Annotated in this window: 23 protein-coding genes and 1 pseudogene; 11 read left to right on the top strand and 13 right to left on the bottom strand. The window is 50.6% G+C overall.

Translation table 11 applies throughout. From position 1 onward, the window contains the following. Positions 1–24: 24 nt before the first annotated feature. From hetL to AC286M_RS04240, 7 genes are all read left to right on the top strand, one after another. Positions 25–738: a heterocyst differentiation pentapeptide repeat protein HetL gene (gene hetL / locus AC286M_RS04270; protein WP_488203203.1), complete on the top strand. Its 714-nt coding sequence runs from the start codon at positions 25–27 to the stop codon at positions 736–738. 81 nt (positions 739–819) lie between these two features. After that, positions 820–1,428: an ankyrin repeat domain-containing protein gene (locus tag AC286M_RS04265; protein ID WP_488203202.1), complete on the top strand. Its 609-nt coding sequence runs from the start codon at positions 820–822 to the stop codon at positions 1,426–1,428. Positions 1,429–1,812: 384 nt separating this feature from the next. After that, positions 1,813–2,961, top strand: a complete 1,149-nt coding sequence (locus AC286M_RS04260) for a transposase (protein WP_488203201.1) — start codon at positions 1,813–1,815, stop codon at positions 2,959–2,961. A 133-nt stretch (positions 2,962–3,094) separates the two neighbouring features. Continuing rightward, entirely contained in the window at positions 3,095–3,601 is a 507-nt protein-coding gene (locus AC286M_RS04255) for an SMI1/KNR4 family protein (RefSeq protein WP_488203200.1), read from the top strand. A gap of 182 nt (positions 3,602–3,783) precedes the next feature. Further along, entirely contained in the window at positions 3,784–4,350 is a 567-nt protein-coding gene (hemJ, locus tag AC286M_RS04250) for a protoporphyrinogen oxidase HemJ (protein ID WP_488203199.1), read from the top strand. A 107-nt stretch (positions 4,351–4,457) separates the two neighbouring features. Continuing rightward, complete coding sequence (locus AC286M_RS04245; RefSeq protein ID WP_488203198.1) at positions 4,458–5,573, top strand: PDDEXK nuclease domain-containing protein; 1,116 nt, start codon at positions 4,458–4,460, stop codon at positions 5,571–5,573. 86 nt (positions 5,574–5,659) lie between these two features. Then, complete coding sequence (locus AC286M_RS04240; RefSeq protein WP_488203197.1) at positions 5,660–6,394, top strand: TIGR04283 family arsenosugar biosynthesis glycosyltransferase; 735 nt, start codon at positions 5,660–5,662, stop codon at positions 6,392–6,394. On the opposite strand, the gene AC286M_RS04235 is transcribed toward AC286M_RS04240, so the two are convergent. Beyond that, a complete protein-coding gene (locus AC286M_RS04235; RefSeq protein WP_488203196.1) occupies positions 6,376–7,074 on the bottom strand; it encodes a DUF547 domain-containing protein in 699 nt (232 codons plus the stop codon). The two genes, AC286M_RS04240 and AC286M_RS04235, sit on opposite strands and share 19 nt — an antisense overlap. Between AC286M_RS04235 and AC286M_RS04230 the strand changes: the two genes are divergently transcribed. Continuing rightward, positions 7,073–7,549 carry a rhodanese-like domain-containing protein gene (locus tag AC286M_RS04230; protein ID WP_488203195.1) on the top strand — a complete coding sequence of 159 codons (477 nt, stop codon included), beginning with the start codon at positions 7,073–7,075 and terminating at the stop codon, positions 7,547–7,549. The two genes, AC286M_RS04235 and AC286M_RS04230, sit on opposite strands and share 2 nt — an antisense overlap. Here AC286M_RS04230 and AC286M_RS04225 read toward each other — a convergent pair. From AC286M_RS04225 to AC286M_RS04210, 4 genes are all read right to left on the bottom strand, one after another. Then, positions 7,507–8,160, bottom strand: a complete 654-nt coding sequence (locus AC286M_RS04225; RefSeq protein WP_488203194.1) for a TIGR04282 family arsenosugar biosynthesis glycosyltransferase — start codon at positions 8,158–8,160, stop codon at positions 7,507–7,509. The genes AC286M_RS04230 and AC286M_RS04225 overlap by 43 nt on opposite strands. Before the next feature lie 209 nt (positions 8,161–8,369). After that, entirely contained in the window at positions 8,370–8,975 is a 606-nt protein-coding gene (locus tag AC286M_RS04220; RefSeq protein WP_488203193.1) for a hypothetical protein, read from the bottom strand. Between the two features lie 188 nt (positions 8,976–9,163). Further along, positions 9,164–10,228 (bottom strand): magnesium/cobalt transporter CorA, encoded by a 1,065-nt coding sequence (gene corA / locus AC286M_RS04215; RefSeq protein ID WP_488203192.1) that lies wholly within the window; start codon positions 10,226–10,228, stop codon positions 9,164–9,166. Between the two features lie 486 nt (positions 10,229–10,714). Further along, the gene (locus tag AC286M_RS04210) at positions 10,715–11,491 is read right to left on the bottom strand and encodes a PEP-CTERM sorting domain-containing protein (protein ID WP_488203191.1); all 777 of its coding nucleotides are present in this window, start codon (positions 11,489–11,491) and stop codon (positions 10,715–10,717) included. A 182-nt stretch (positions 11,492–11,673) separates the two neighbouring features. On the opposite strand from AC286M_RS04210, the gene AC286M_RS04205 reads away from it, so the two are divergent. Continuing rightward, the gene (locus AC286M_RS04205; RefSeq protein ID WP_488202633.1) at positions 11,674–12,147 is read left to right on the top strand and encodes a hypothetical protein; all 474 of its coding nucleotides are present in this window, start codon (positions 11,674–11,676) and stop codon (positions 12,145–12,147) included. Between the two features lie 50 nt (positions 12,148–12,197). Further along, entirely contained in the window at positions 12,198–12,941 is a 744-nt protein-coding gene (locus tag AC286M_RS04200; protein WP_488202632.1) for a hypothetical protein, read from the top strand. Positions 12,942–13,077: 136 nt separating this feature from the next. On the opposite strand, the pseudogene AC286M_RS04195 reads toward AC286M_RS04200, so the two are convergent. The 6 genes and pseudogenes from AC286M_RS04195 to AC286M_RS04170 all read right to left on the bottom strand — a co-directional run bounded on the left by AC286M_RS04195 (position 13,078) and on the right by AC286M_RS04170 (position 19,308). Continuing rightward, a pseudogene (locus AC286M_RS04195) lies at positions 13,078–14,852 on the bottom strand (CocE/NonD family hydrolase). Next, positions 14,849–15,319, bottom strand: coding sequence for a hypothetical protein (locus tag AC286M_RS04190; RefSeq protein ID WP_488203190.1), 471 nt, complete (start codon positions 15,317–15,319; stop codon positions 14,849–14,851). Before AC286M_RS04190 ends, AC286M_RS04195 begins: the two are co-directional and overlap by 4 nt. After that, positions 15,303–16,976 carry a GH3 auxin-responsive promoter family protein gene (locus tag AC286M_RS04185; protein ID WP_488203189.1) on the bottom strand — a complete coding sequence of 558 codons (1,674 nt, stop codon included), beginning with the start codon at positions 16,974–16,976 and terminating at the stop codon, positions 15,303–15,305. Before AC286M_RS04185 ends, AC286M_RS04190 begins: the two co-directional genes overlap by 17 nt. A 14-nt stretch (positions 16,977–16,990) precedes the next feature. Next, positions 16,991–18,166 (bottom strand): mandelate racemase/muconate lactonizing enzyme family protein, encoded by a 1,176-nt coding sequence (locus AC286M_RS04180; RefSeq protein ID WP_488203188.1) that lies wholly within the window; start codon positions 18,164–18,166, stop codon positions 16,991–16,993. Positions 18,167–18,302: 136 nt separating this feature from the next. After that, positions 18,303–19,013: an iron-containing redox enzyme family protein gene (locus tag AC286M_RS04175; protein ID WP_488203187.1), complete on the bottom strand. Its 711-nt coding sequence runs from the start codon at positions 19,011–19,013 to the stop codon at positions 18,303–18,305. 157 nt (positions 19,014–19,170) lie between these two features. Then, entirely contained in the window at positions 19,171–19,308 is a 138-nt protein-coding gene (locus tag AC286M_RS04170; protein WP_488203186.1) for a hypothetical protein, read from the bottom strand. A gap of 261 nt (positions 19,309–19,569) precedes the next feature. On the opposite strand from AC286M_RS04170, the gene AC286M_RS04165 reads away from it, so the two are divergent. Then, positions 19,570–20,349, top strand: a complete 780-nt coding sequence (locus tag AC286M_RS04165) for a dienelactone hydrolase family protein (RefSeq protein ID WP_488203185.1) — start codon at positions 19,570–19,572, stop codon at positions 20,347–20,349. A gap of 175 nt (positions 20,350–20,524) precedes the next feature. Here the strand turns inward: AC286M_RS04165 and AC286M_RS04160 are convergent, their stop codons facing one another. Together AC286M_RS04160 and AC286M_RS04155 are read right to left on the bottom strand one after the other, a co-directional pair. Next, on the bottom strand, positions 20,525–20,695 hold the full coding sequence (locus AC286M_RS04160; RefSeq protein WP_488203184.1) for a hypothetical protein: 171 nt from the start codon (positions 20,693–20,695) through the stop codon (positions 20,525–20,527). A gap of 40 nt (positions 20,696–20,735) precedes the next feature. After that, positions 20,736–23,399: a TonB-dependent receptor domain-containing protein gene (locus AC286M_RS04155; RefSeq protein ID WP_488203183.1), complete on the bottom strand. Its 2,664-nt coding sequence runs from the start codon at positions 23,397–23,399 to the stop codon at positions 20,736–20,738. Between the last annotated feature and the right edge of the window lie 21 nt (positions 23,400–23,420).

Below are 23,420 nucleotides of genomic sequence, written 5' to 3'. Positions count from 1 at the left end.
TTGCAACACTTGAGGGCAGCAGATATGACAGTTGAAGAAGTTCTAGATCGGTATGTCGCAGGCGATCGCAGTTTTCAAAAAGCGATTCTGCGCGAGGTGGATTTGCATGATGCCCACATGCATGGTGTGAACTTCAATCAGGCCGATCTGCGACAGTCGCGCTTGGGCAAAACAGACTTTAGCCGAGCCAGCTTTCGAGAGGCAGACCTCAGTGAAGCAATTTTATGGGGCACTAACCTGAGCGAAGCCGATTTGTACCGCGCGATTCTGCGAGAAGCCGATCTCAGTGGAGCCCGATTGGATTATGCCGATCTGGGACAGGCAAATTTGAGTAAGGCAACCCTGGGCGGTGCCAATCTAGAGCGATCGCGACTGGTGCGGGCCAATTTGTTTGAAGCCGACCTGCGCCCCACTTCGGATCAGGTGACTAACTTAAGCTGGGCGCTTCTGAGCGATGCGGACATGTGCTACGCCAAATTCAGCGGGGCCACACTGTATCGCACCCGCATGGACGGAGCTAAACTGTGCCGCGCCCAGCTCAACCGCAATCACCACCACGATATGCAGCCTACCGACTTAAGCGAAGCCGATCTGCGTAATGCCGACTTGAGTTACGCCGATCTGACCGGGGCTATTTTGTGTGGAGCAAACTTAAGGGATGCCGATTTGACCGGAGCCATCTTAACCGACGCGAATTTGGCTGGCACAATCATGCCGGATGGTTCGTTACATGAGTAGTCTGGGCTGTCAAAGCTTTTGCTTGGCAGAAACGCCCCTACAAGATCTGCGATCGCACTGAAGACAATTTAGTAGTTTTCAATGATAGCTAAGAAGAGATCTATGCCAATGAGCTTGGCAATGGAACTGGCTGTAGCTTCACCACCTGCAAAAAAGACGATTTGCCGCCTAATAGAACAAGGTGAAAACACAAATGGACGTCAACGGAACACAGGGGCAAGTTTGCTAATGTGCGTAGTCCGAGCAGGATTTACAGATTTAGTTCGCCTGCTCATTGACAAAGGAGTAGATATTGAGGCTAAAAGCTCAGAGGGCGAAACTGCTTTGATGGATGCTGCCTATGAGGGGAATATTGAAGTTGTACAGATGCTCTTGGAAGCCGGAGCCGATCCAAATCGGCGCAGCCGTAGTGGCTGGACAGCAATGGACTGGGCTGCTTCTCGGGGACATGAACACATCTTGAGAACGCTAATGGAAGCAGGTGGACGCTATGAAGGATTACTGCCTCTGGAAGATGCATCTCCAAGTTACTCCCCATTTAATCCAATTGAGGTTGAAACAGTTAATGAACCTCCTGAGTATTCTCCATTCAGTCCAGTTGATGAAGCTGAAATAGATGAGGAAGCTCAGAACAGTGAATATTCGCCTTTTATATCCACCGACGATGCTGCTAATCCGGATATCGATTAGCGCGATCGCACCTCTAGCGTAGGGTGTGTTGCTGTTAAGCAAACGCACCATCAATCATCATTGTTAAGAGTTATCAAGAATCGGTGCGTTACGGCTAATGCCTAACGCACCCTACAAGATCTGCGATCGCGCTGTGGATTTAATATAAATTCCTTATAGCAAAACAAGTAACGGATGCAGTTACTATGGACATATCGCAGTGGAAGTCTTTTTAAACAACAGTCCGGACAGTTTTTGGGAGAGTGCGAAGAAAGCTATCCACCGTGTAGAGTGCGAATGTACCTAACATGTCGCACCAATGGATAGCCTCAATCGGATTCTAACCGGTTTGCTGGAGACAGCAGGCCATTTGGTAAACCCCAACAACAGTTTTTGTTGACCTTGATGACCACAATTTTCGTGGTCTGTGGCAAGGTGAACTACGCCAACCTCAGTCGTTACAGTGACTTAAGCGAGCGAAGTTACCGTCGACACTTCGAACGGGGCATTGGCTTCGAAGGACTCAATCAAGCACTGATAGAACCATTAAGACGAGACGAGGCGGTTCAGGTCGCAGTGGTCGATTGCACCTTTATGGAAAAAAGTGGACGGCACACCTACGGTCTAGACCAGTTCTACAACGGTAAAACCCAGCGTCCAGAACGGGGCTTAGAACTGTCAGTGGTGGCGATTGTCGATCTGGAGCAGAATACAGGGTACACGCTGTCTGCCCAGCAAACCGAGGCAGACTTACCTCATTTGAGAGCGTCTTCGAAACAGGGAAAGGGCGCGAAGGGCAACCGGATTGACTTCTATCTGGGGCATCTGGCCTACTGCCTGACGTTCTTCCCCACTTGGATTCGCTACATTGTCGCCGACGGGTTTTACAGCAAGTACAAGTGGGTCACTGGCGTGGTGCAACTCGGGTTTCATGCGATTGGCAAACTGCGCTGTGATGCCAACCTCAAGTTCCTCTATGAGGGGCCATACCAAGGGCGAGGTGCTCCTCGACGCTTTGACGGCAAGGTCAACCTGCAAGACCACCGACGATTTCAGTTGGTCAAACGCTTGGACGATGGAGTTTATCTTTATACCGCCATCGTTTGGTCGGTCAGCCTCAAGCGCAACATCCGGTTGGCCTATCTGCTCAAAGAGCATCGGGGTCGCCGCAGTTATGTCGTGCTGTTTTCTACCGACCTCAACATTGACCCGTTCCTCCTTTACCGGTGCTACACGGCCCGATTTCAGATTGAATTTATTTTCCGTGATGCTCGTCAGTTTACCGGGTTAGTGGACTGTCAAGCTCGCTCTGCCGAAGCGATAGACACCCATGTCAATGCCAGTTTGATGGCACTGAACCTGGCTAAAGTCGCGTTGCAAAACAACCAGAAAGACGATGATTCGCTGAGCTTCTCGCTCGCCTCTTTCAAACGACTGGCCCTCAACCAACATCTTTTAGACCGATTTATTGACCAGTTTGACTTGGAGCCGACTTTTATTAAATCCCATCCTAATTACCAAAAGCTGCTTGATTACGGGGCGATAGTCTCCTAAATCTGTCCGGAGTGTTGTTTTAAAGCAAGAGAGCCGTAGAGTTATCAATGTTTATAATCAGAGAGATAAATTCAGGAAAAAATCTGTATGGGAATATAATGAAATTCCATTAAATGCTGTTGAACTTCAATGGTTGGGTAACCCTGGAGCTTCTGAGGAACAAATTCGAGTTGCTGAACAGCGCTTGAAGACCGATTTGCCACCTTCTTATCGAGATTTTCTAAGAGTAACAAATGGATGGGAAGGATGGAATTTTTGTGAGGGTGGAAGCTTTTATTCTTCAGATGAAATAGTTTGGTTCTATCAGGATTATCAGGACGTTATTGACTTAAACATCAGATTTGAAGAAAGGTTTCCCGATGCTGTTGAGTCGGATGACAGGAAATATTTTTCCTACGGTTCAGATCAATTTGCATACCGTGCTCGACATCTTCAACAATGCTTATTGATTAATGACCATAATAAAGTCGATAATGCACATATCTTACTAAATCCAAACGTTATTCATGATGATGAATGGGAGGCATGGGCTATGTTTGAAGGTGAAGTGAAAAGGTGGATATCTTTTGAAGTAATGTTTAAGGAGATCGGGGTTGCAGGAGAATGGCTTGAAGCTCTTCTTCAAGCTTCCCAATGTTAAGACACTGTTCCATGAGCAAGTGCGCTCAGGGGCCAATGACAAACTGGGTCGTCGCACCCGTAGGATCAATCCAGAAGGTTATACCATCACTGCAAGCATACTAAAAATCATTGCCTTTTGAGGAGTCATCCAGGAATACAGTAATATCAAAATCTATATGATCGCGAGATTCATCAAGCACTATGGCATATCTCTGGTTTAAGTCATTTCACATTTTGGGCTTTGTGGCCTGGTTTGCGGGTTTGTTCTATCTACCTCGCTTGTTTGTCTATCACATTGAGGCAGAAGAACGGCCCGAACCGATCAAATCGGCCATCAAGGAAGAGTATACCCGCATGGAAAGGCGGCTCTACAAGCTGATCATGACGCCAGCAATGATTTTCACCATCGTCATGGCCATCGGCATTATTTCCACTGAGCCTGCTGTCATGAAAGAAACCTGGCTACACGCTAAGATATTTTTCGTTCTGCTCCTAATTGGATTTCACCACTACTGCGGTCGCCTGATTCGCAAACTAGAAGAGGGAACCTGCTCGCTTAGCAGCCTGAGAATGCGGCAAATTAATGAAGTGCCAACGATTCTACTGTTCTTGGTGGTTCTGCTGGCGATCTTCAAAAATAGCTTGCCAACTGACCTGGCAGCGTTGGGCACTGGGCTAGCCGTAATCGCGTTTGCCGTGATCATTCAACTTTACGCCCGCAAGCGCCGTTTGCAAAAACAGCAGGAAGAATTAAGCGCTTCAAGCTAACCTCATCCATTCCTTACCTAAAGCCCAAGGAGCTTTCACTGTTGCGCTGCAACAAGATGCTGCTTGGGCTTTAGTGTTTTATCCTGATGAAAAAAGTAGGATGAGTAGTGTCAGATTCTAAGCACGAGCCAATGGCGGAAACGCCAGATCCCCTAAACGAGCCAGATTCAGCCAGCTTGCAGAATGAGTATGGCCAAGTTCTAACTGCGGTGGTTGAGCTGCTCGAAGCTGCTCGGCGCACAGCTGCACGAACCGTCAACTCAATCATGACGGCTACATACTGGGAAATTGGTCGTCGAATTTTTGAACTGGAGCAGGGTGGAACTGAACGGGCAGAATATGGCGCGGCTCTGGTTGAGCAGCTGGCGGAAGACCTAACTGCCCGATTTGGTCGGGGGTTTCGTCGCAGCAATCTGTTCCAGATGCGAGCGTTTTATCAGGCTTATCCTCACGCAGTTGAGCGAACAGCCGCTGCGCCCAATGAGATTATCCAGACGGTGTCTGGACAATTTCCCCTTACTTGGTCACACTATGTCAAGCTGCTATCAGTTAAGTCTAGCGAGGCCCGAGCGTTTTATGAAGCGGAGGCTCTGCGGCATGGTTGGTCAGTACGCCAACTGGGACGGCAAATTTCAACCCAGTTCTATGAACGGACGCTGCTGTCGCGTAATAAAGCGGCGATGTTATCCAAGACAGTGGCTGCGGTAGAAACGGATCTCACTCGCCCCGAAGACGAAATCCGTGACCCGTTTGTCTTGGAGTTTCTAGATCTGAAGGATGAATACTCCGAGAGTGATTTGGAAGATGCATTAATTACCCATATCGAACAGTTCCTGCTAGAACTGGGCAGCGATTTTGCGTTTCTGGGACGCCAGCGCCGCCTCCGAATTGGCGATCAGTGGTTTCGGATTGACCTGCTATTTTTCCATCGCCGCCTGCGCTGCTTGGTTGTGGTGGATCTGAAGCTGGGAGAGTTTAGCCATGCGGATGCAGGCCAAATGCATCTGTATCTCAACTATGCTCGCGAACACTGGATGTACCCGGAAGAGAACCCACCTGTTGGCCTGATCTTGTGCAACAAAAAGGATGAGGCCGTGGCGCACTATGCTCTGGAAGGATTAGCGAATAAAGTGATGGCAGCGGAGTATCAGATGATGCTGCCGGATGCTGATTTGCTGGCAGCGGAACTAGAGCGAACCCGTAAACGCTTGGAAGCTGGATAATCTGCCCTCAGGCACGGGCCGAGCCAAAGGCGCTAACGCTATAACGGTCAAGTATAAAGGCAAGGTAGGGGGTTGCTGAGGATTCTGTGGCGAACGTTTCGATCATTATTCCTGTTCTGAATGAGGCAAATTGTTTAGAGCGTACCCTGCGCCATGTGCAGATTCTGGCCCCGCCTGCGGCTGAAGTGATTGTCGTGGATGGCGGCAGTACAGATGCAACCGTGGCTATTGCAACCCAACGTGGAGCGCAAGTTGCGATCGCACCTCAAAAAGGTCGTGCTGCGCAGATGAATCTCGGAGCAGAGCTGGCGACTGGCGATATTCTCTGTTTTCTGCACGGGGATACGCTGGTTCCTGACGACTTGGTACAGCTAGTAGACACCACCCTAGCTGATTCGGAGATTGCCTGCGGTGGCTTTATCTCAGTCATGGCTGGGGATCAGACCACACGCTGGGGGATCACGCTGCACAATAGTTTCAAAACCCACTATGCGCCACTGCTATTTCGGCCCCATCGCTATTTCCGGGATGGACTCCGACTGCTGTTTGGCGATCAGGTGATGTTTTGCCGACGGGTTGATTTCTGGGCCTGCGGCGGTTTTGATCCGGCTCTGCCGATTATGGAAGAAGCGGATTTGTGTTTAAAGTTGGCCCAGCGGGGACGGATCTGTCAGGTAAATCGGCTGGTGCAGTCCTCAGATCGGCGGGTGGCCCAGTGGGGAGCGATGAAAGCCAATTTGATTTACCTCGCGATTGGCTTTTTGTGGGGCATTGGTGTGCCTGCTGAGCGGTTGAAACAGTTCTATGAAGATGTGCGCTGATTGAGGCTCCAACTGTAGGGCAGATAAGCGATTGGAGTTTTGCTGGGTAACTTGCCGCCAGCGTAGTAGCGATTGATGTAGGTCACGATTGAGCCTGCTGCCGCCAGAAAATCGGGCTGATACCATTTAAAGATTTTGCTACAGCGCAGGGTTTGGCTGGCCGCATCATAGCGTACTTTGTCTGGATTATTGATGAAGCGCTGGGCATCGTCGTCGAGCTGCTGGATCAGTCTGCCGGGAAAGTAGGCTTCCGCTCTTAGCAGGGGACAGCCGACGGAGGCGCATACGAGAGCAAAGTGAATCCGCGACTCTTGAAAGCGCGATCGCAGAATATTATGCTCAATCGCGTTAAGGCTAAGCGACTGGCCGTTGAGGGTGTAAACCTTTTTGCTGAAGAACCACCAGAAGGCTAGCCAGTTGGGAATGCCGAGGATCGTGGGCCGAATCGAACGAATCGGGTACTGTTGCAGCACCTGCTGAATGGTCAGAGCGTTATAGAGATTGAGCAAAAGTGCGATCGCGCTTTCTCGATCGAGAGCTTGTAAATTCGTTTTTTGTACGCTGGCTAGCCACTGGTCAAGTTTTTGAGCCGATTCTTGTTGCCAACGAGCGTAATCAACCTGGCCTTGGTCGTTAACATATTCCTGTAGCATGTCATTCCAGGGGGTGAAGTCGATCATGGTATTGGTTTCCCAGTTTTTCATCCTAAAACCATTTCGCGCTATAGCCTGGAGCTTCGTCAAGGGCATGGTGCAACGCCAGTTTCCTCAGGTGCAGAGCATTTCTACGACCAAGTTGGCCAACTGGCTGGTGGACGAACTGCCGCCGCCCGTATTAATTGATGTGCGCCAGGAGGAAGAATATGCCGTCAGTCACCTGCCCGGTGCTTCCCATTTACCGACTGTTGAGGCAATCCAGCAGGCGGACATTCCTACCGATGCAACTCTGGTTTTGTACTGTTCTGTAGGCTACCGTTCAGCTCAACTGGCGGAAAAGCTGCAAGCAATGGGCCACAAGAATGTGATGAATCTAGAGGGCTCGATTTTTGAATGGTACAACCAGGGTCATCCGGTGGTAGCAGACGGTAGCACCCCTGTGCAGCGAGTTCATCCCTACAATCGCACCTGGGGACTGCTGCTAGATGCGCCAGAGTAGGTAGTCCACAGCGGCAAATCTTCGGGTCGGTCAATGTCGGGCAGCGGATTGAGCAGTGCAACAGAGAGGCGGTGACGATTTGCGATCGCAAGGGTCTGCTGTAACACACAGCTTTTCCCCCAGCTAATGGTCTCAAATAGCTTAGGTTGTGGGGTTTTCAGCCCTACAAGGTAGTAGCCACCGTCTTCAGCCGGACCCAGGACGACATCGTGGCTGTTGAGCTGAGTGAGAGCCTGGGTAATTTGCCAACTACCGATGCCGGGGCAATCGCTGCCAACCATGAGTACGCGCCGCAGTCCAGACGCAAATCCCCGCTCAAAGGCATACTTCAGTTTTCGTCCCAGATCGCCGTCGCACTGGGGCTGAAGTGATACATGAGATCCCAGCCAATCGGCCATTTGCGTGAGCGTGCCGTCAGCAAAATGAACTTCTAGAGCCAGCTGATGATTACGGCAAACCCTTTGGAACCGTGCTAACAAATGTTCTGTCATCTGTCGCTGGAACTGCGCGGCTCCCTCTGGCCCCAAGACCGGAATGAGTCGGGTCTTGGCTCGACCTGGCTGGGGAAAGCGAGTCACCATAAACAGCCCAGCTTCAGTAGTGGCTCCCATACCGATGAATACTCAAAGCGTTAATGTCCTCTTTAGAGTAAATTTTTGAGGCAAATTAACTGTGAGTCTAAAGGCTGAGCTGAGATTTATTTATATCAGTCCAATGACACAGGTTTGGAGAAACAAACAAAAAAGTATTCCCCCTTTTTGTGAATTTGGCAAGTAAAGACTTTTTGACGCGACTTTTGCTCCTGTGGAAAATATTGCTTTTAATCGTTGCTCGCTAAGGTAGTGGTTTCTAACTGCTGAATTTTGTCCTCCAGAACTACCTGCTGGGCCATCATCTTTTCTATTTCTACTTGTTGAGCTATAATCTTGTCTATTTCTGCCTTGAGAACATTATCTATGCCATCTATCTGCTTTCTATGAATCACAAAGTTGTTGTCATAGGCCGTCCTAATATCGATAATTTTATTATCAATTTCTTGTCTCAACAGTTTTCGAGTTGCAGAACTTTCGATTTTATCTTCGAGTTCAAGATTAATAATTTCATCAATTTCGCGTCTGGCCTTCTCCTTGACCTCATCAATGCTTACTGTTAATTGATTTCTAGCATCTTCTTCCATCTTGCTCCTGATTTGGTTGAGGCTAATATATTCTTTGACGCCGATAACAGTAACTAGAACAACAGCCACAGATGTGAAAACACTAACGGCCCTAGCAATAGGGGAAAAATAATCAAAAATCTTTTGCTTTGCTTCTTCGAAGACTCCCTGAACATACAAGTCTTTTGTAATACCTTCTAGCCGCTTCAGCTCTTCATTTTCAGCTTCAAGATGAGCTACTTTTTGCTTTAAGGCTGTCAGTTCATCCATATTTTCACCGTTTAATACTGCAAAGCACCTGTTGAAAGTCAATCCTGCAAAATATGGTGGGCGATTTTTGTCTGACGGATTAATTGCAGATTATAGGATTTTTCAAGAAAATAGTATGCCCCTTACGGGTACTTCGACTCATATCCTGCAGTTTGCTGCAGTGCAGCAAACTGCAGGATATGAGTTGGCTAGCCTCGGGTGATTGTTGAAAAATTATCAAACCATCCCCGTCGCCAGAAGAAATAGACCATGCCTACAGCAATGCCAATCATAACGATCCAAACGGCTGGATAGCCCCAATACCAGTTCAGTTCCGGCATATTGAAAGGGGAAGCATCGGGATTAAAGTTCATGCCGTAAATACCCGCCACAAACGTCAGCGGAATAAAAATTGTTGAAATTACCGTCAAGGTTTTCATCACCTCGTTCATTTTGTTGCTGACCGACGAGAGATAGACATCCATCAAGCTGGATGCTAGTTCACGATAGGTTTCCAGCATGTCCAATGCTTGCACCACATGTTCATAACAGTCGCGCAGGTAAACTTTCACAGCGGGACTAACCAGAGCACAGTCATCTCGCAGCAGGGCAGAGATGGCTTCTCGCTGCGGCCAGATCGATCGTCGCAGCGACAGCAGCTCTCGCTTCAGTTGATGAATTTCAGTCAGCGTCTTGTTAGTCGGTGCGCTGGTAACTTCTGCTTCTAGGTCTTCAATTCGCTCACCGTAGGATTCCAATACTGGAAAGATGCCGTCCACAATTGCATCAATTAAGGCATACAGCAGATAATCAGCTTGGCGCTGTCGGATAATTCCTTTATTCAGCCGAATGCGATCGCGGATAGGTTCGAAGCAGTCATACTGAGGTTCTTCCTGCACCGTAAGCAGATAGTTAGAGCCGAGAACAAAGCTCACCTGCTCATTCAAAAAGCAAGGCTGGTCAGGTATCATCATCACCATGTGCAGCACCGTAACTAGCTGATCCCTGTAGTCCTCGGATTTTGGACGCTGCGGTACGTTAACAATATCTTCTAGAACGACAGGATGTAAACTAAAAACCTGCCCAATCCGCCGCCAGGTATCTTCTTGGCCCAGACCATCAATGTTGATCCAGGAAACCGATTCCGTATCTAAGTGAGCAGCACAGTCTTCGGGATCTGCGATCGCTAATCGGATGGCGTTATCCAAGTTGTAGTCAATTAAAACAATCTTCGGTGGGCTAGCACCCGCTTTAATTTGCAACGTACCGGGCATACTACCCGGCTAGTCGTAGGTGTAGTCAACGTAGCTGCGCTTTGCCGGACTAATGCGCCGATAAATTTTTCTGCCCAAATTAGCCATATATGTTCTCCGTAATTGCGTTCTCCGGGGTTGCTGATCTGATCATCTTGCACGTTGTCTCAGAGCGCCATATTGTGTAGCAACAAGCAGCCACAATATAGCGCTCTGGGTTGACGCACAGCTGGAGAAGCACTAATCCAACCATTCCACAGCGTAGTGATTGCCGCTTGGTTGCCGATCAGGAGTGGCAGCCTGTGGTGAAGATGGACGGGGAACATTGTCTCGACCGGGGAAGCTCTGTGATTCAGCAGATGATGGAACAAATCCCCTTACTAGTTAAAGCCGGTAGTCTTTGGCCGATGACAGAGGACAATTGGCTGATCCTACATGTCTACCCACAACCGTTCAAGCAGCAGAATTCAGAGGCAACCTGCCAAGTGTATCAAACGGCTACAGAGCCTAGCTCACGGCCCGTATCCGCTTTACGTTCCCGCCTATTATGCCTACTGCAACCAAACCCAAAATAGCGGCAGGTTCAGGCACATCTTCGGTGACAATGCTCAATCTATTGATGCCCAAAGCAGCCTGTGGCACAGAAGAATATAAAACCAGCTTGGCAATATCGGCTTGATCGCTACGAACACCAAAGAACGCGGCAGAGTTATCAAGATCAAGGGAAGATGTGCCAGGTGTTTCGAATGAGGCGATTAGGTTCCCCAATGGATCGAACGCTTCGATAAAACCCGTAAAGGTAAACGCATCATCCACAGCTAATTGAGTGCCTGCACCAAAAACAGGTGTATCGAATAGGATAGTCAACGGCCCCGGATTGCCAATCGCCGGAAAAACAGGACTCGGATCAAACCCTGTAAATAGAACAAAATCCCCTGGGGCAAAATTAGTCGGAATACCGCTCGGAATGGGATTCGTCACAAATACAAATGGTGGCGTAATACTGGCCGTGCTGGGCTGAGGAATATCAACATTAATGCCTAATCCATTCTCTGATGTAGCGGCAAAACTACTCGGCAAAAAGGCAGTGGGATCGGGCGCAAATGGATTGAACACTTTGCCCAGACTGGCCCAATCAACCTGATCGTTGCCACCCAAAGCTGAGCGTTCGGTGATAAAAGTAGCCGCATCTGCTGGAAGAGAAGCTGTTAATAGAGCCGTACAAGCGGCCCCGGTGACTAAAAAGATTTTAGAAATGCGATCGCAACATTGTTTATTTAACATTTGAATATAGGTTTAATAAAGATTCGTTTTTCAAATTGGTTGCACCCAAATATATAAGGTCACACTACCTAAGACGAGCAGGCCATAATCAGAGTTTTCACAAACTGTAAGTAAATATTCCTAGTTCCACCCAAGTTTGTGTTGAGTAGAATTGAGGCAGAGAGTTCAGCAGGCCAAAGCCGATGGCTCAGCAACGACGCAAGCGTGGCACAGCAGGCGATAAAACGATTTGTCTGCCCATTGCAGACGACCTTGACTACGAGGTCTTAGTAGAAGACCGGGAAGCCTTTCGCCAGTATCTCAACGAGCAGATCGCATCCCACCCGGAACTGTTTCCCGACGGGATTGAGGCAGGCTATCGCTTTCACGGATGGGTCGAGTCCTCTCGTCAACAGCTCAAGACCCGGCGGATTTTGCTGCCGAGTACCGGAGAGGCTTATCAACTGCGTCCCGATTTGGTGATGCCGTACATGAGCGAGACGGCGGAGATGGCCGACAAAGCGCTCTATTTAAGAAAGCATGGCCTGTCGTATGAGGGGATTGCCTATGTGCTGGGCCGTTCTGAGATGCACTGGTATCGGCTCTGTCAGTCGTTCGGTCGAGCCTCGATTGTGGGCAGTACCCTCAAAAGGGAAACGGCGCTCCCCCCCATCTAGTTGCCGATGAGAAGCATTGTGATTGGCACGGGCAGCGAGTCTATCTGGCAGTGACAGCGGCGCAAGGGTGCGTCCTGGGAGCCAGTCTCAGTGCCAATGCGGGTCAGGATGGATTAACCGCAGCCTATGGGGTATTCCAGCAGGAAGCTGCCCATCATGTTCCCGACTATGCGCCCGAGACGGTGACGACTGATGGTTGGGAGGCCACCCGAGCCGCTTGGGAGGAGCTATTCCCTGGCCTGGTCTGGATTCTGTGCTTCCTGCATGAGGTGATTAAAATTCGCGATGGGTGCCGCTCTAAACCAGTCCTGGGTCAGCAACTAGCCGACAAGCTTTGGCATCTGTATCGGGGCCAGAGCAAACGTCACTTTGCTCAACGGTTGCGTCGGTTGCTGGAGTGGGTGAACACCCACGCGTTGCCCCAGGCCATTGACGCTCGCTTGCGACGCCTCAACGACAAATCTCACGTCTTCCAACGCGCCTTTGACTTCCCTGACGCCTATCGCACCAGCAATCAGGTTGACCGTCCGATGAACTATCTTGACCGCATCTTGTATGCCATGCAAGATTTTCATGGATTCTGGGACTCGGCGGAACAGTCGGTGCGCTCGATGGCCTTACTCTGGAACTTCCATCCCTTTTGTCGCAAGACTCGCAAAGCAATGGGCGGGTGCTTATGCCCCTTTGAGCAACTCAACGGCTTCCGCTATCACGACAACTGGGTTCGCAATTGGCTGATTGCCTCATCGTTGAATGGCAGAAGACCATTGCTCAGGAACGCTGACACAAAATAAGTTGGAACTAGAAATATTCTTATCCCGTTCACTCAGCACTTATAGTGATTCCAGTTAAGAGTGAGAAAACGAAAGAGCAGAGTGCCTCATCCTAAGGCACTCTGCTCTTTCGTTTTTATCTAGAACCGCTATAGCACTAATTTGCAGACTTAGGAATAATCGGTAATACCACATAAGAAGGGCTAACTGCCGTGTGGTGAACCGTCTGAGTGGCGGAAACGGGATTGGCTTCAGTGGGAATGTACCGTCCCGTATTGGGATTGCGATCGAAACGAGGATAGCTGCTGCTGGAGACTTCTAAGCGGATTTGATGGTCTTGGAAGAAGACCTGACTAGTCGGCCAAAGATTAACAGTAATTTCTGTAGGTTGATCGCTATTTTGAGGATAGTCGCGGCGTAGAATCCCCTCAGAAACGTTATAAGCACTGCCGTCAGGTACACATCAACCAGCTTAGCCGTGAAGTCGGTATTCGGTGCTGTGGTTGAAACTTGCAGGGTAAGCTGCACTGGCCCCGTGACTTCGACATCCTGCTCCAGCGGTGGTGTAGTGTAAACTAAAACGTCATCGCGCGCTTCCACTGCATTTTGCGGTTGAATCCCCGCATTTGGCCCCAGCATGGCACCCCCTGCGCTGGGAACTGGGTTATTGGGATCATAGACAAAGCGATCGCTAGATTCATCTTTAACAGGAAGCTCTAGGCTGAGGCTACCATCTCCATTGAGCGTATTGGCCTGCCCGTTACTATGCAGATAGTACCGAGTGTATTCCGTGCGAGCCAGCGGCCATTCCGTTTCATCACGCCAGGTATTTAAGCCCATCACGTAAATGCGAACAGGTGCAGGATAAGCGGTTTGAGGCGAGTCTTTCAGATGCTGCTCAAACCAGAGTAGGCTGGGGCCAATGCTTTCGAGCCGATAGTTGCGGGGTTCAGTACCGTCGGGAAACGTGACGGTATTGGCATGAACCCAAGGGCCAATGACTAGACGAGATGCTTGTGCAACATCCGGTGCAGCATTAGCCTGAATCTGCTGAAAGTCAGCAATCTGGGTGGGCAAAAACGGATCGTACCAGCCCGCCATTAAAAGTGCTGGAGCCTTCAGCTCATCGGCTTCTATCCGATCTACCGACCGCCAATAATTACTCGCTTCGGTTTCGCTCGCCCAGGTATTGAAAAATGAAATATCGCGTACGGCCCGATCATCTGCCTCCAGCAGCGGCCAGCCCTGATATCCTTGCTGTAGCTGCTCTTGAGGTAGGGGGATATCCTGCTTGCCGTAGCTGAGCGTCGCCCAATACAGCGCACTTTCCAGCGAAAACGCGCCACCGGGATAAAACATGCGGTAAAAGTCGGTGCTGCAAATTTGTAGAATCAGCGCCGACAGCCCCGGATCAACCTGATCGGCCAAGATCCACTGGGTATAGCCAAAATAGGAACCGCCCCACATGCCAATTTTGCCGTTATACCAGGACTGCTGAGCAATCCAATCCAGCGTTGCTAAACCATCCTGAGTTTCGTTCAAGAACGGTGGATCATAGCTGCCGCCCGATTCATAGCGCCCGCGCGTCCCCTGAATGACGGTTGTATAGCCATGACTGGCCCAGAGATGACCAATCGTGCGAGCAAATAGAACGTGCTTGATTTTCTTTGAGTAGGGAATTCGCACCAAAATTGTCGGCGTTGGTTTAGTCGTGCGGGGATGGTAGATATCGGCCACTAGCGCTGTATTGTCAGGCGCTGTCACGGTTACGTGTCGATCTAGCCGTACACCATAGATAGCTGGTTCATAGCCGAGCTGACGCCCAAGCCAGAAAGCTGCGATCGCACTTCCATTTGCTATAACTAAAACAACGATGCAGGTTAGTACTGCCAGCAGCAACCACAGCCACTTTTTACGCAGAAAATGACTCATGGCTGTCTCCGCAAACGATAACCCCAGCCACACAGCCAGAGGTACGTGGCAAGCACAAAGTGGAACACAATCGGAATCGTTCCTTCACCCAGCCAGCGGCGTTCTGGATAGACGATCATGGTGGCAACGTAGCGGACTGCCATTGCAGTCGCATACAAATAGCTAAAGTACTGTAGTCCTTTGCCAATCAGCGGTTTTGGCTGTTGGAAGAAGCCGGACTGCTGAGCAAAGTCAATATTCAGTTTAATCTGAAGACAGAGAATAGCGATTTGAGTGGGTAGCAAAATTGGATAAGGTAGCAAACCCGAATACCAGTGGGGCATCGGCGGCAAAAAGGGAACCTGCCAAACCACAACGAGAATTTGCCCCAGCACCCGCAGAAAAAACAGCAGCGTCAAGCCCCACAGCCAGCAGAGCGGATGGCGAGTCGGCGCTAACGATGTCAGTAGCTTAGCAGGATGGAGCATGGGGTACCGTACTCTCAGCCATGAGATGGGTTTGCAGGATCGCTGAAATATCCTCAGAAAGCGGCTCTGGGCATAGCATCGGCCATTTATACTGCACATCGCGCTTACCTTGGGCAATGGCCTGCCGCTTGATAGCCTCGGCCCAGCCCGGACGCATCCAGTGTAAGCAAGGTGGCTGTAACCGCTGTGAAGCCCGCTTTTGAGCATACTCAGCATTGACTTGAGCTAGAGTCTGATCAAGTACTGACAAAACCTGCTCTGCATCAGTTGCAGAAAAACGCTGAGCTGTCTCCAGGTAAAGCTCGTAGCGCATGGCGGTGGGGTTTGCCACTAGGCGATAGGCAATGATCGCTAAGTTTAGCTGATGCTGAAGAGTTGCGATCGCAGTTAGCACATGATTGACATGTAGCTTTTCACCCGTAAGGTTGCTCATGTCTCGTCCCTTGCGTAAGAAGGCAATCACAGGCGATTGATGGTAACGACCCGTGACTTCGACAATGTCATTGATGTGGTAGCGATAGAGACCACCGGGAGTCGTGAGTAAAATCTGGTAGCGCTGGCCGATTTCTAATTCATGGCTCAACAAAATCGGTGGATCGGCTTGTTCTGCTTCGGCTTCAGGAATGAACTCATAGAAGTTGGTGTTGAGATCGAGCAAACCGCCAGCCGTATTGTCCTGATAGGGAATCGTTACTCGCGCTTCGCTGGCCAAGTAGCCCAAATCGCGAATCGGTAACGCACCATAATCAGCGGTTAGCTGCCGAGCTTGCGCCCCCACAGAGCCACCCGTCCAGCAGCCAAGCAGTTGCAGATGTGGCCAACAATCTTTTGGTTTAAGTCCACCTGTTGCGTCAACAATTCGTTCAAGCTGTCGTGCCCGCTGAGGATTCGCTACGAGGTTGAACTGGGTTACAGCAGGCAGACATTCGCCCATCGTACCGTCATGAATAGCGCGAATCAGCGATTCACTGTGCTGACTCATGACCTGCGCTAAGCGGTTCAGCGTGCTGGGATTGGGCGTACAGAGAAATGAAACGTCCCTGGCTAGGGCAAACCGAGCAATGGCCCAGTAGCGAGCGTCGTAATCTGTAATCTCGAACACTTCGTAGGGCACAGCATAGTGACGACGAATCAGCGGCGGAATCTGCTGATAGATGCGGCCAGACAAGCTACCGTAGGGAATGCCGCCGTCCGTATAGCCTTCAACCGCAGGGCTGACAACACCAACAATGCCGCCGTTCAAAAAACGAGGGTAGTTGAGCCAAATTCGGTAGAGCCAATGACGCATTAGGGCTGAGCCGCTTTGCTCGACACTGGGCGTAACGGGAATATATTTGGCCTGTCCCGTCGTACCGCTGGTCATCGTGAACATCCGCACAGGCTCACTAACCAAGATGTCCGGCTCACCCGCCATCATCTGCTGCATATAGGGCCGAAAGCCTTCGTAGTCTCGAATCGGGACGGCCTGCTGATAATCAGCCGGAGTACGAATTTGATCAAACCGATGCTCCCGACCAAACTGGGTTTTCGCATGTCGCTGGAGTAGCTGCCGCAACACCTGCTGCTGTGAGATCGCAGGAAACTGAGTCGCCATTTCCAACTGCTGCATCAGCGGATAGCCTTGCCAGCGCAGCGCAGTCGTCATTAACCAGGACATCGGCTCAACCTCCCTCACACTACGGGAACGGACAGCGCAGTTGGGAGAGAAATAATCTGGTGAGCATATTTCTCTAGCAGCGCGTCCTGAATTTCGACTCCTAATCCTGCACCCCGTAATCCTTTCGCTAATCCTCGATGCCCAAAGTGAATCGGCTGGCGGCTGATATCCTGACTCAGCAGCAGCGAACCGTATGATCCCTCTGTAAACACAACGTCCGGCAAGTACGCTGATAAGAATCGTCCAGCGGCTGAAAGGATTGCTGTTTCGCCCACCTGGCAGCCAACCTGGATTTTTATGCCATTCGCCTGAGCCAAATCTGCGATCGCAATTGTCTGAGCGAATCCGCCACACTTAGACAGCCGCAGATTAAAAAACCGACAGGCTTTAGCATCGATTAACGCCTGAGCATCAGCCAAAGTAATCAGCGATTCATCAGCCATCTGGGGAATATGAGACTCAGCCTGTACGATTGCCAGTTCTGCCACATCGCCACGGGCAATCATCTGTTCAGCGCTATCGATGCCGTATTGCGCTAGGGTTTGACAAGTTGCGATCGCAGTTTCGACGGTATAAGCTCCATTGCCGTCAATTCGTAGCGAAACATCCGGCCCAATAACTTCACGGATGGCTGCAATCCGCTCCTGATCGGCTTCACCTATCACTTTGACCTTGATATGAGGTAGGCCAAACTGCTTGTATCGCTTAGCATGTTTAACGGCACCTTCAACACTGCTGGCGGTAATCACACCGCTGTAGGTTACGGTTGACCGCTGAGGCGGTAAAAGCTCTGCTAGAGATACGCCCTGACTCTTGAGCAAACAGTCTATTAAAGCTAGCTCAAACCCGCAGCAAGCTGCATTCCAGGCGACTACAGTATCAGTTGCACCAGTTGGTAACGTGGCGGCAATTTGATTCAACCAGTCGAATGCTTTTTCGCCTGACCACGGGGCATAATCTGTCTTTCGTACCGCAGGCCAGAGTGCCCCAACCATGTAGCGTAAACAAGTCTCAACCGTCTCCCCTGTCACATAGGGACGCGCCACAGCTTCACCGTAGCCAACTGTTCCATCGTCAGCCTGCAAACGGACTACGATTGAGTCGGAATAGGTGCGCGACTTAATGCTGTGGGCAAAGGCTTCCACAAACGGGATTCGCAAGGCAAACAGGGTGGCTTCAACGATTTGCATAGTGACCTTACATGGTGAGACATGGCTGTATGAAGGATCTCGGAGGTTGATTTTTCGTAGGTTGGGTTGAGCAACGCGAAACCCAACGTTTTCGGAGCTTGTTGGGTTTCGTTATCACTCAACCCAACCTACAAAATTAGAGCATGTGTGTTGCTTGGGCTAAAGCGAGTTCACCGAAGTAATGCTTAATAAAGACATTCTCGCGGAAGGTAATATCTAGAATCGTTTCTAGCTCATCGGCTTCAAATTCGTAGTAATCAACATACTGCTCAACGCTGTCCAGCCCTTCTTCGGCGTGGCGAATATCGACTTCAGAGTGATGATAGAACCAGGCTAAACTTTCGGAATCCAATTCCCGATGGCGTTCTAGAGCTGCACCAAGGCGACTAGCGAGTCGCGACAGCATCCACTCAAAGCAGGTCACTTCCAGCAGCACTGAAAGACCCAATTCGCGAATCGTGCCAAACAGTAGCGGGTCAGTACAAAGCGTATAAATCTCAGCCTGAGCGGCTTGAGCTAGCTCAGCTTGTTTCGCAGCGTCGAATCCAGCGGCCTTTGCGAGCTGATGTAGCAAATCGGGATGACAAATTTCTGCCTCATCCAGACCCATCTCTTCCATCAGGTTGTGCTTAATTTGCGGCGCAGCAGCAGGCGGCGCAACCGAGTAGAGAAAGGCTAGAATCTGCGGGCTTTTCAGGTGAGTCTGACAAAGTCTAAACAAAAACTCATCGTATGCCGCGCGGGATGCCTGCCCCTGTTCAATCTGCTGAAACAGGCTCGACTGCTCAAATGCCTCAACCTGCTGGGCATACTGGTTCTCAATCAATTGACGAACGGCCAGAGTCATGAGGAAGGCTCCACTAAGATTGGATCAACCGTGTATCAACCAGATACTATCCGGTCATCTTGCGGTATTTGAGCCTAGACTGCCCACTTTGCCAACTGAACTATCACGGAACCTCTTCGATGAGGTCAACGTAATAAATACCAAGAAGAACGGATGCCTAATGCAGAAAGTGGGCAAGCAGCTGATCAACGAGATCATCCGAGGCGATTCTCACTCCCATAACCGCTAGGACAATCATCAGAATGTCAACTTTGCTGAGGCGACGAGGGCGATTAGGACGTTGTGCTCCATTCATAGGGAACCTCCGGTTAGGCAGGTGAAGATTGATGAATACTCTAATTGCTCAGTTATTCATCGGCTGACTCCAACAAACTCATAACGAATCTGAGCTAAATAAATCATACTCATAATGACTACGACTTAGCAACCTGTTTTTTAGTTCTCAGAGGACTGCAAAGGCTAAAAGGGCTGTGAGGCTGTATTTGAAATGTGGCCTCAGTCAGGCTTAATATTTCTTTATAATTAGTATTAATCGTTTATTGATAAGGAGAAAACCGTGCTGAAGAGATTGGGTTTAATCGCAGCGGTCGTATTTGCCGTTGTGATTGCAACCGTAGCTAGAGCAGATATTGCCAGTCAGTCCGTCGTCTATCAAATCAACGGACAGCCTTACGAAGGTTACTTCGTCCGCAATACCGGATTTGGTGATTCGCAGCCCGTTGTTATGCTGATTCACGACTGGAATGGCATTGATGATTACGAAAAGCGGCGGGCACAAATGTTAGCTGAGCAGGGCTATGCAGCTTTCGCTGTGGATCTCTATGGTCAGGGCAATCGCCCCTCAACCACAGAAGAGTCGCAAGCGGCTAGCCAAGCCCTCTATGAAGATCGCGAAGCCATGCGATCGCGCTTATTTGCCGGACTGGAACAGGCTCAAATGATGCCCGGTGTTGATCCAGAGCGAGTCGTGGCAATTGGCTACTGCTTTGGCGGTGCGGCAGCTCTAGAATTTGCCCGCGCTGGGGCTGACTTGGATGGTTTTGTCTCCTTCCACGGTGGCCTAGCTACACCAGAAGGCCAAAACTACAGTCAAGCGACTGGGCCAATTTTGATTCTGCACGGTGCCGATGATCCAGTTGCTCCCATGTCCGACGTGGCGGCACTCGCCACTCAGCTCAATGAAGCGAGTGTGGACTACAGCATGGAGCTTTATGGTGGCGTGAAGCACTCGTTTACTGTATGGGGCGCGAACCGTGAAACGTCTCAGTATGACGCTCAGGCCGATATTAAATCCTGGGATGCGCTGATGAAGTTTTTGGATGAGCAAGTGAGCTAGTCGTTCACAGAACACAGACAAAAAGCAAGAGGGACGCGCTGAGTGCGTCCCTCTTGCTTTTTGTCTGTTTAAGTTAAGCGCGAGTCTTGCTAGCGTTAACGCAACGTTGCCAGAAACGTGCGATCGCATGTTTCACAGTACCTGTTTACTCGGCGGTTGCAGCCGACAGAGTGTGTCATCGCCGTTGGAGGGCAATGGCTCTGAGGAACAGCCGCTTCATCCGGAGAGCAAATAGCTCATCGCCTGCATCGATGGCATACTGACAATCGCACAGTTGATGAGCCAGACACACTTGCCACTCGTTGGCCGGATGAGTCGTCTGGGCACTGAACAGTCGGAAACTCACACCTGAGGCCAATGACCGCTTTTTAAGAAATGCAATTCTGCTACCAGCTTGCGGAATAGAGCAAGCGAATGGTGCGACCGCGACCCCCAATGTAGTTGCGATCGTCAAAGCCAGAGAGAAACTGCGAGATCACTGGGAAGTACTGGTTATCAAAGAGATTTTCCACGCCGACTTGTAAAGTGCCAGGGCCGATATCAACGCTGCTAATGAAATCAACGACAACGTAGTCTTCAATGGTCACGGGATCGACTCCGGCATCAAATGCGCGATCGCGCCCGCCGACAAACAGCGCTTGCAATCGGTTTCGCCATCCGGGTAGGGTTTCATTTTCCACATAGGCCGTTAGCTTCAAAGGCTGAATTTCGCCGCTGTTGAGCGCGATGTAGTCACCATCTTCATCAACATCGTTTTCGCCTTCAATCCAGCTTAGAATACCGCCAACGCCCCAGCGGTCAGTTGGTTGCCAGTCTAAGGTGGCTTCCAGACCGTAGACTCGCTGCGGGGCACGGACTAGACCCAGCAGCCCGTTCTCATTGGGAACCAAGCTGGCCCCGAGGGATGAGGTATTGAAAAAGCCACTCAGGCTCGCCTGCACGGTAGGCCAATCACCTCGGACACCGAGTTCGTATTCGGTCACTTTAATCGGTTCCGTCACCTCTAGATCATCCTCAACGCTAACGAATCCCGGTGGTGGTAGGCGGAAGATACGGCTAAATTCCGGCACGCTAAAGCTTTGGGCAACGCCACCGAAGAATGAGATGTTATCGGTAGGACTATAGACAGCACCAACGTCGAACACCAGGTCATCAAAGGAGCGATTGCCACCTTCAACGGGCTGTTGTCGAGTCACCGAGACATAGTCATCAATACTCAAGCCAATATTTTCATAGCGTAGTCCGCCCCGCAGCAGCCATTCTGAGCTAGCTTCCCACTCTAAGCGGGCAAACAGTCCGAGACTGTCGAGCGTGTAGGGTGGCGTAAAGTTAAACTCCTGCACTTCAGCCAGTCGCCGCTCGGCATCGAAAATATCACCATCGAACTGGGCGGTAATTTGCTGATTCTCCTGATTCTCGTAATCCGCTCCCCACAATAGGTTGAGCGTTTCTGATGACGTCAGGGGGGTTTCAATCTGTAATCGGCCTCCCCAGCGCTCAGCATCTAAGCGGGACTGGAACAAAAACGGGAAAAATTCACCCCCCAATCGACCATCGGCGAATTCACCACGGGCAACAGCATCTTGGTAATAGATCTGTCCCTGTAAGCGGCTCCCGAACAGGTCTTCATTGGTGTAGCTGAGATTGAGCACCAAGTTGCGATCGCTGGGATTATCTTCGCGCTCTAGTCCTTCGATTTCCAATGCACGGGCAATTTGGCGGCCCGGAATGAGCAGCGTTCTGGGGTCGGCAACAAAGTCTGTTTCGCGCTCCGAGTCAAAGTAGTTGACGGTAAAGTCGAGTCGCTGTGAGTCGGTCAGGTCATAACCCAGCTTGCCCAAGATGTTGTAAGAGGTGGTGTCGCTCAAACTCGCTTCGGAAACAATTCGGTTTCCTGCCGCATCGAAAAAGCTACCTGTGTATTCGCGAGAGGCGCTTAGCCGATAATCAAACTGATTGGCTCGACCGGAAATGGCGGCGGACAGGACGTTGCCAAAGCCGTCGTCTTCCAGTTCACCCACGGAGCCACTGACACCCACTTGTGTTTCTAGCGTCACGGGCTGGTTTTCTGGGCGGCGGGTGATGATGTTAATTACCCCACCCGTACTTTGTCCGCCGAAAATGGCGCTTGGCCCTCGCACCACCTCAATCCGCTCAATCGCCGATGGGTCAATACTGCGTAGCTCCTGGCGATTCACGCGGAAGTTCGTTACCAGCGGTACACCGTCAATCAGGACAGCAGGCTCGCGTCCACGCAGCGTCTGTCCGCGCGTGGTACGAAGCTGGTTGGGCGGGCCAAAGCCCGGCACCAAGGTGCCCAGAATGTCGGCCAGATCACGCGAGAGCACCGACTGCTGCTCCAGTTCTTCACGGGTAATCACCGTCACGGAACGGCCCAGATCCTCTTCTTCTTCCTCCGTGCGGGTGGCGGTGACAACGATACGGATGGGCGCGGCTTCGGTGGTTTCAGGGGATTCAGGAGCTACAGGTATTTCAGCGGGATCAGGGGTTGGGTCGATGGTTGATGGTGGGTCGGTGGTGTCGGGTTGCGTGGGATCGGCTGGAGATTCGGGAGTAAATTCAATGTCTGGAGGGGGTGTAGTGGAGGGATCAGGCGCGGGTTCAGATGGTTCTTGGGCGATTGGTTCTGGGGCGCTGACTTGCAGTACCAGTGCTTGCGATCGCGAAATAACACTGGCTGTGGGCACGGCTGCCTGTCCAGTAATAGTAATCCGGATGCTGTTGGCATCTAAGGATGTGACCTGCAGTGTTTCAACGCCAGCGACGGGATTTTGCTGCTGGAATGACGACCCGTCAGGAAGCTGAAGCTGAGCATTGATGACATCGACAATCAGGGTTTCACCGTACTGGCTGGTAAACGCCTGAAGCGATTGCTCAGAAGGCGTTTCCAACACAAGATCAAATCCTTCAGCAGTTGGATTAAGCTGAATATCGGTCACTGCAATCGGATTCGCTTGAGCCGATTGGGCACTGATTAGGGCAACGGCCCCGGCTGTCCACACCGAGTAAGCCCAGAAAGACTGTTTCACGTCAATTCCTCACACATAGAA

The organism is Thainema salinarum CENA647, assembly GCF_057732415.1.
The sequence above is the reverse complement of the archived record's forward strand: the minus strand, read 5'-3'. Positions and strand labels throughout refer to the sequence as shown.

Excerpts from the sequence above, each read along its gene's own strand:
- AC286M_RS04175 (WP_488203187.1), bottom strand. The coding sequence starts at position 19,013 with ATGACTCTGGCCGTTCGTCAATTGATTGAGAACCAGTATGCCCAGCAG.
- AC286M_RS04225 (WP_488203194.1), bottom strand. The coding sequence starts at position 8,160 with ATGGGAGCCACTACTGAAGCTGGGCTGTTTATGGTGACTCGCTTTCCC.
- hemJ (WP_488203199.1), top strand. The coding sequence starts at position 3,784 with ATGGCATATCTCTGGTTTAAGTCATTTCACATTTTGGGCTTTGTGGCC.
- AC286M_RS04185 (WP_488203189.1), bottom strand. The coding sequence starts at position 16,976 with ATGTCCTGGTTAATGACGACTGCGCTGCGCTGGCAAGGCTATCCGCTG.
- AC286M_RS04210 (WP_488203191.1), bottom strand. The coding sequence starts at position 11,491 with ATGTTAAATAAACAATGTTGCGATCGCATTTCTAAAATCTTTTTAGTC.
- AC286M_RS04230 (WP_488203195.1), top strand. The coding sequence starts at position 7,073 with ATGGTATTGGTTTCCCAGTTTTTCATCCTAAAACCATTTCGCGCTATA.
- corA (WP_488203192.1), bottom strand. The coding sequence starts at position 10,228 with ATGCCCGGTACGTTGCAAATTAAAGCGGGTGCTAGCCCACCGAAGATT.
- AC286M_RS04260 (WP_488203201.1), top strand. The coding sequence starts at position 1,813 with ATGACCACAATTTTCGTGGTCTGTGGCAAGGTGAACTACGCCAACCTC.
- AC286M_RS04220 (WP_488203193.1), bottom strand. The coding sequence starts at position 8,975 with ATGGATGAACTGACAGCCTTAAAGCAAAAAGTAGCTCATCTTGAAGCT.
- AC286M_RS04265 (WP_488203202.1), top strand. The coding sequence starts at position 820 with ATGATAGCTAAGAAGAGATCTATGCCAATGAGCTTGGCAATGGAACTG.
- AC286M_RS04190 (WP_488203190.1), bottom strand. The coding sequence starts at position 15,319 with ATGCTCCATCCTGCTAAGCTACTGACATCGTTAGCGCCGACTCGCCAT.
- AC286M_RS04180 (WP_488203188.1), bottom strand. The coding sequence starts at position 18,166 with ATGCAAATCGTTGAAGCCACCCTGTTTGCCTTGCGAATCCCGTTTGTG.
- AC286M_RS04205 (WP_488202633.1), top strand. The coding sequence starts at position 11,674 with ATGGCTCAGCAACGACGCAAGCGTGGCACAGCAGGCGATAAAACGATT.
- AC286M_RS04235 (WP_488203196.1), bottom strand. The coding sequence starts at position 7,074 with ATGATCGACTTCACCCCCTGGAATGACATGCTACAGGAATATGTTAAC.
- AC286M_RS04170 (WP_488203186.1), bottom strand. The coding sequence starts at position 19,308 with ATGAATGGAGCACAACGTCCTAATCGCCCTCGTCGCCTCAGCAAAGTT.
- hetL (WP_488203203.1), top strand. The coding sequence starts at position 25 with ATGACAGTTGAAGAAGTTCTAGATCGGTATGTCGCAGGCGATCGCAGT.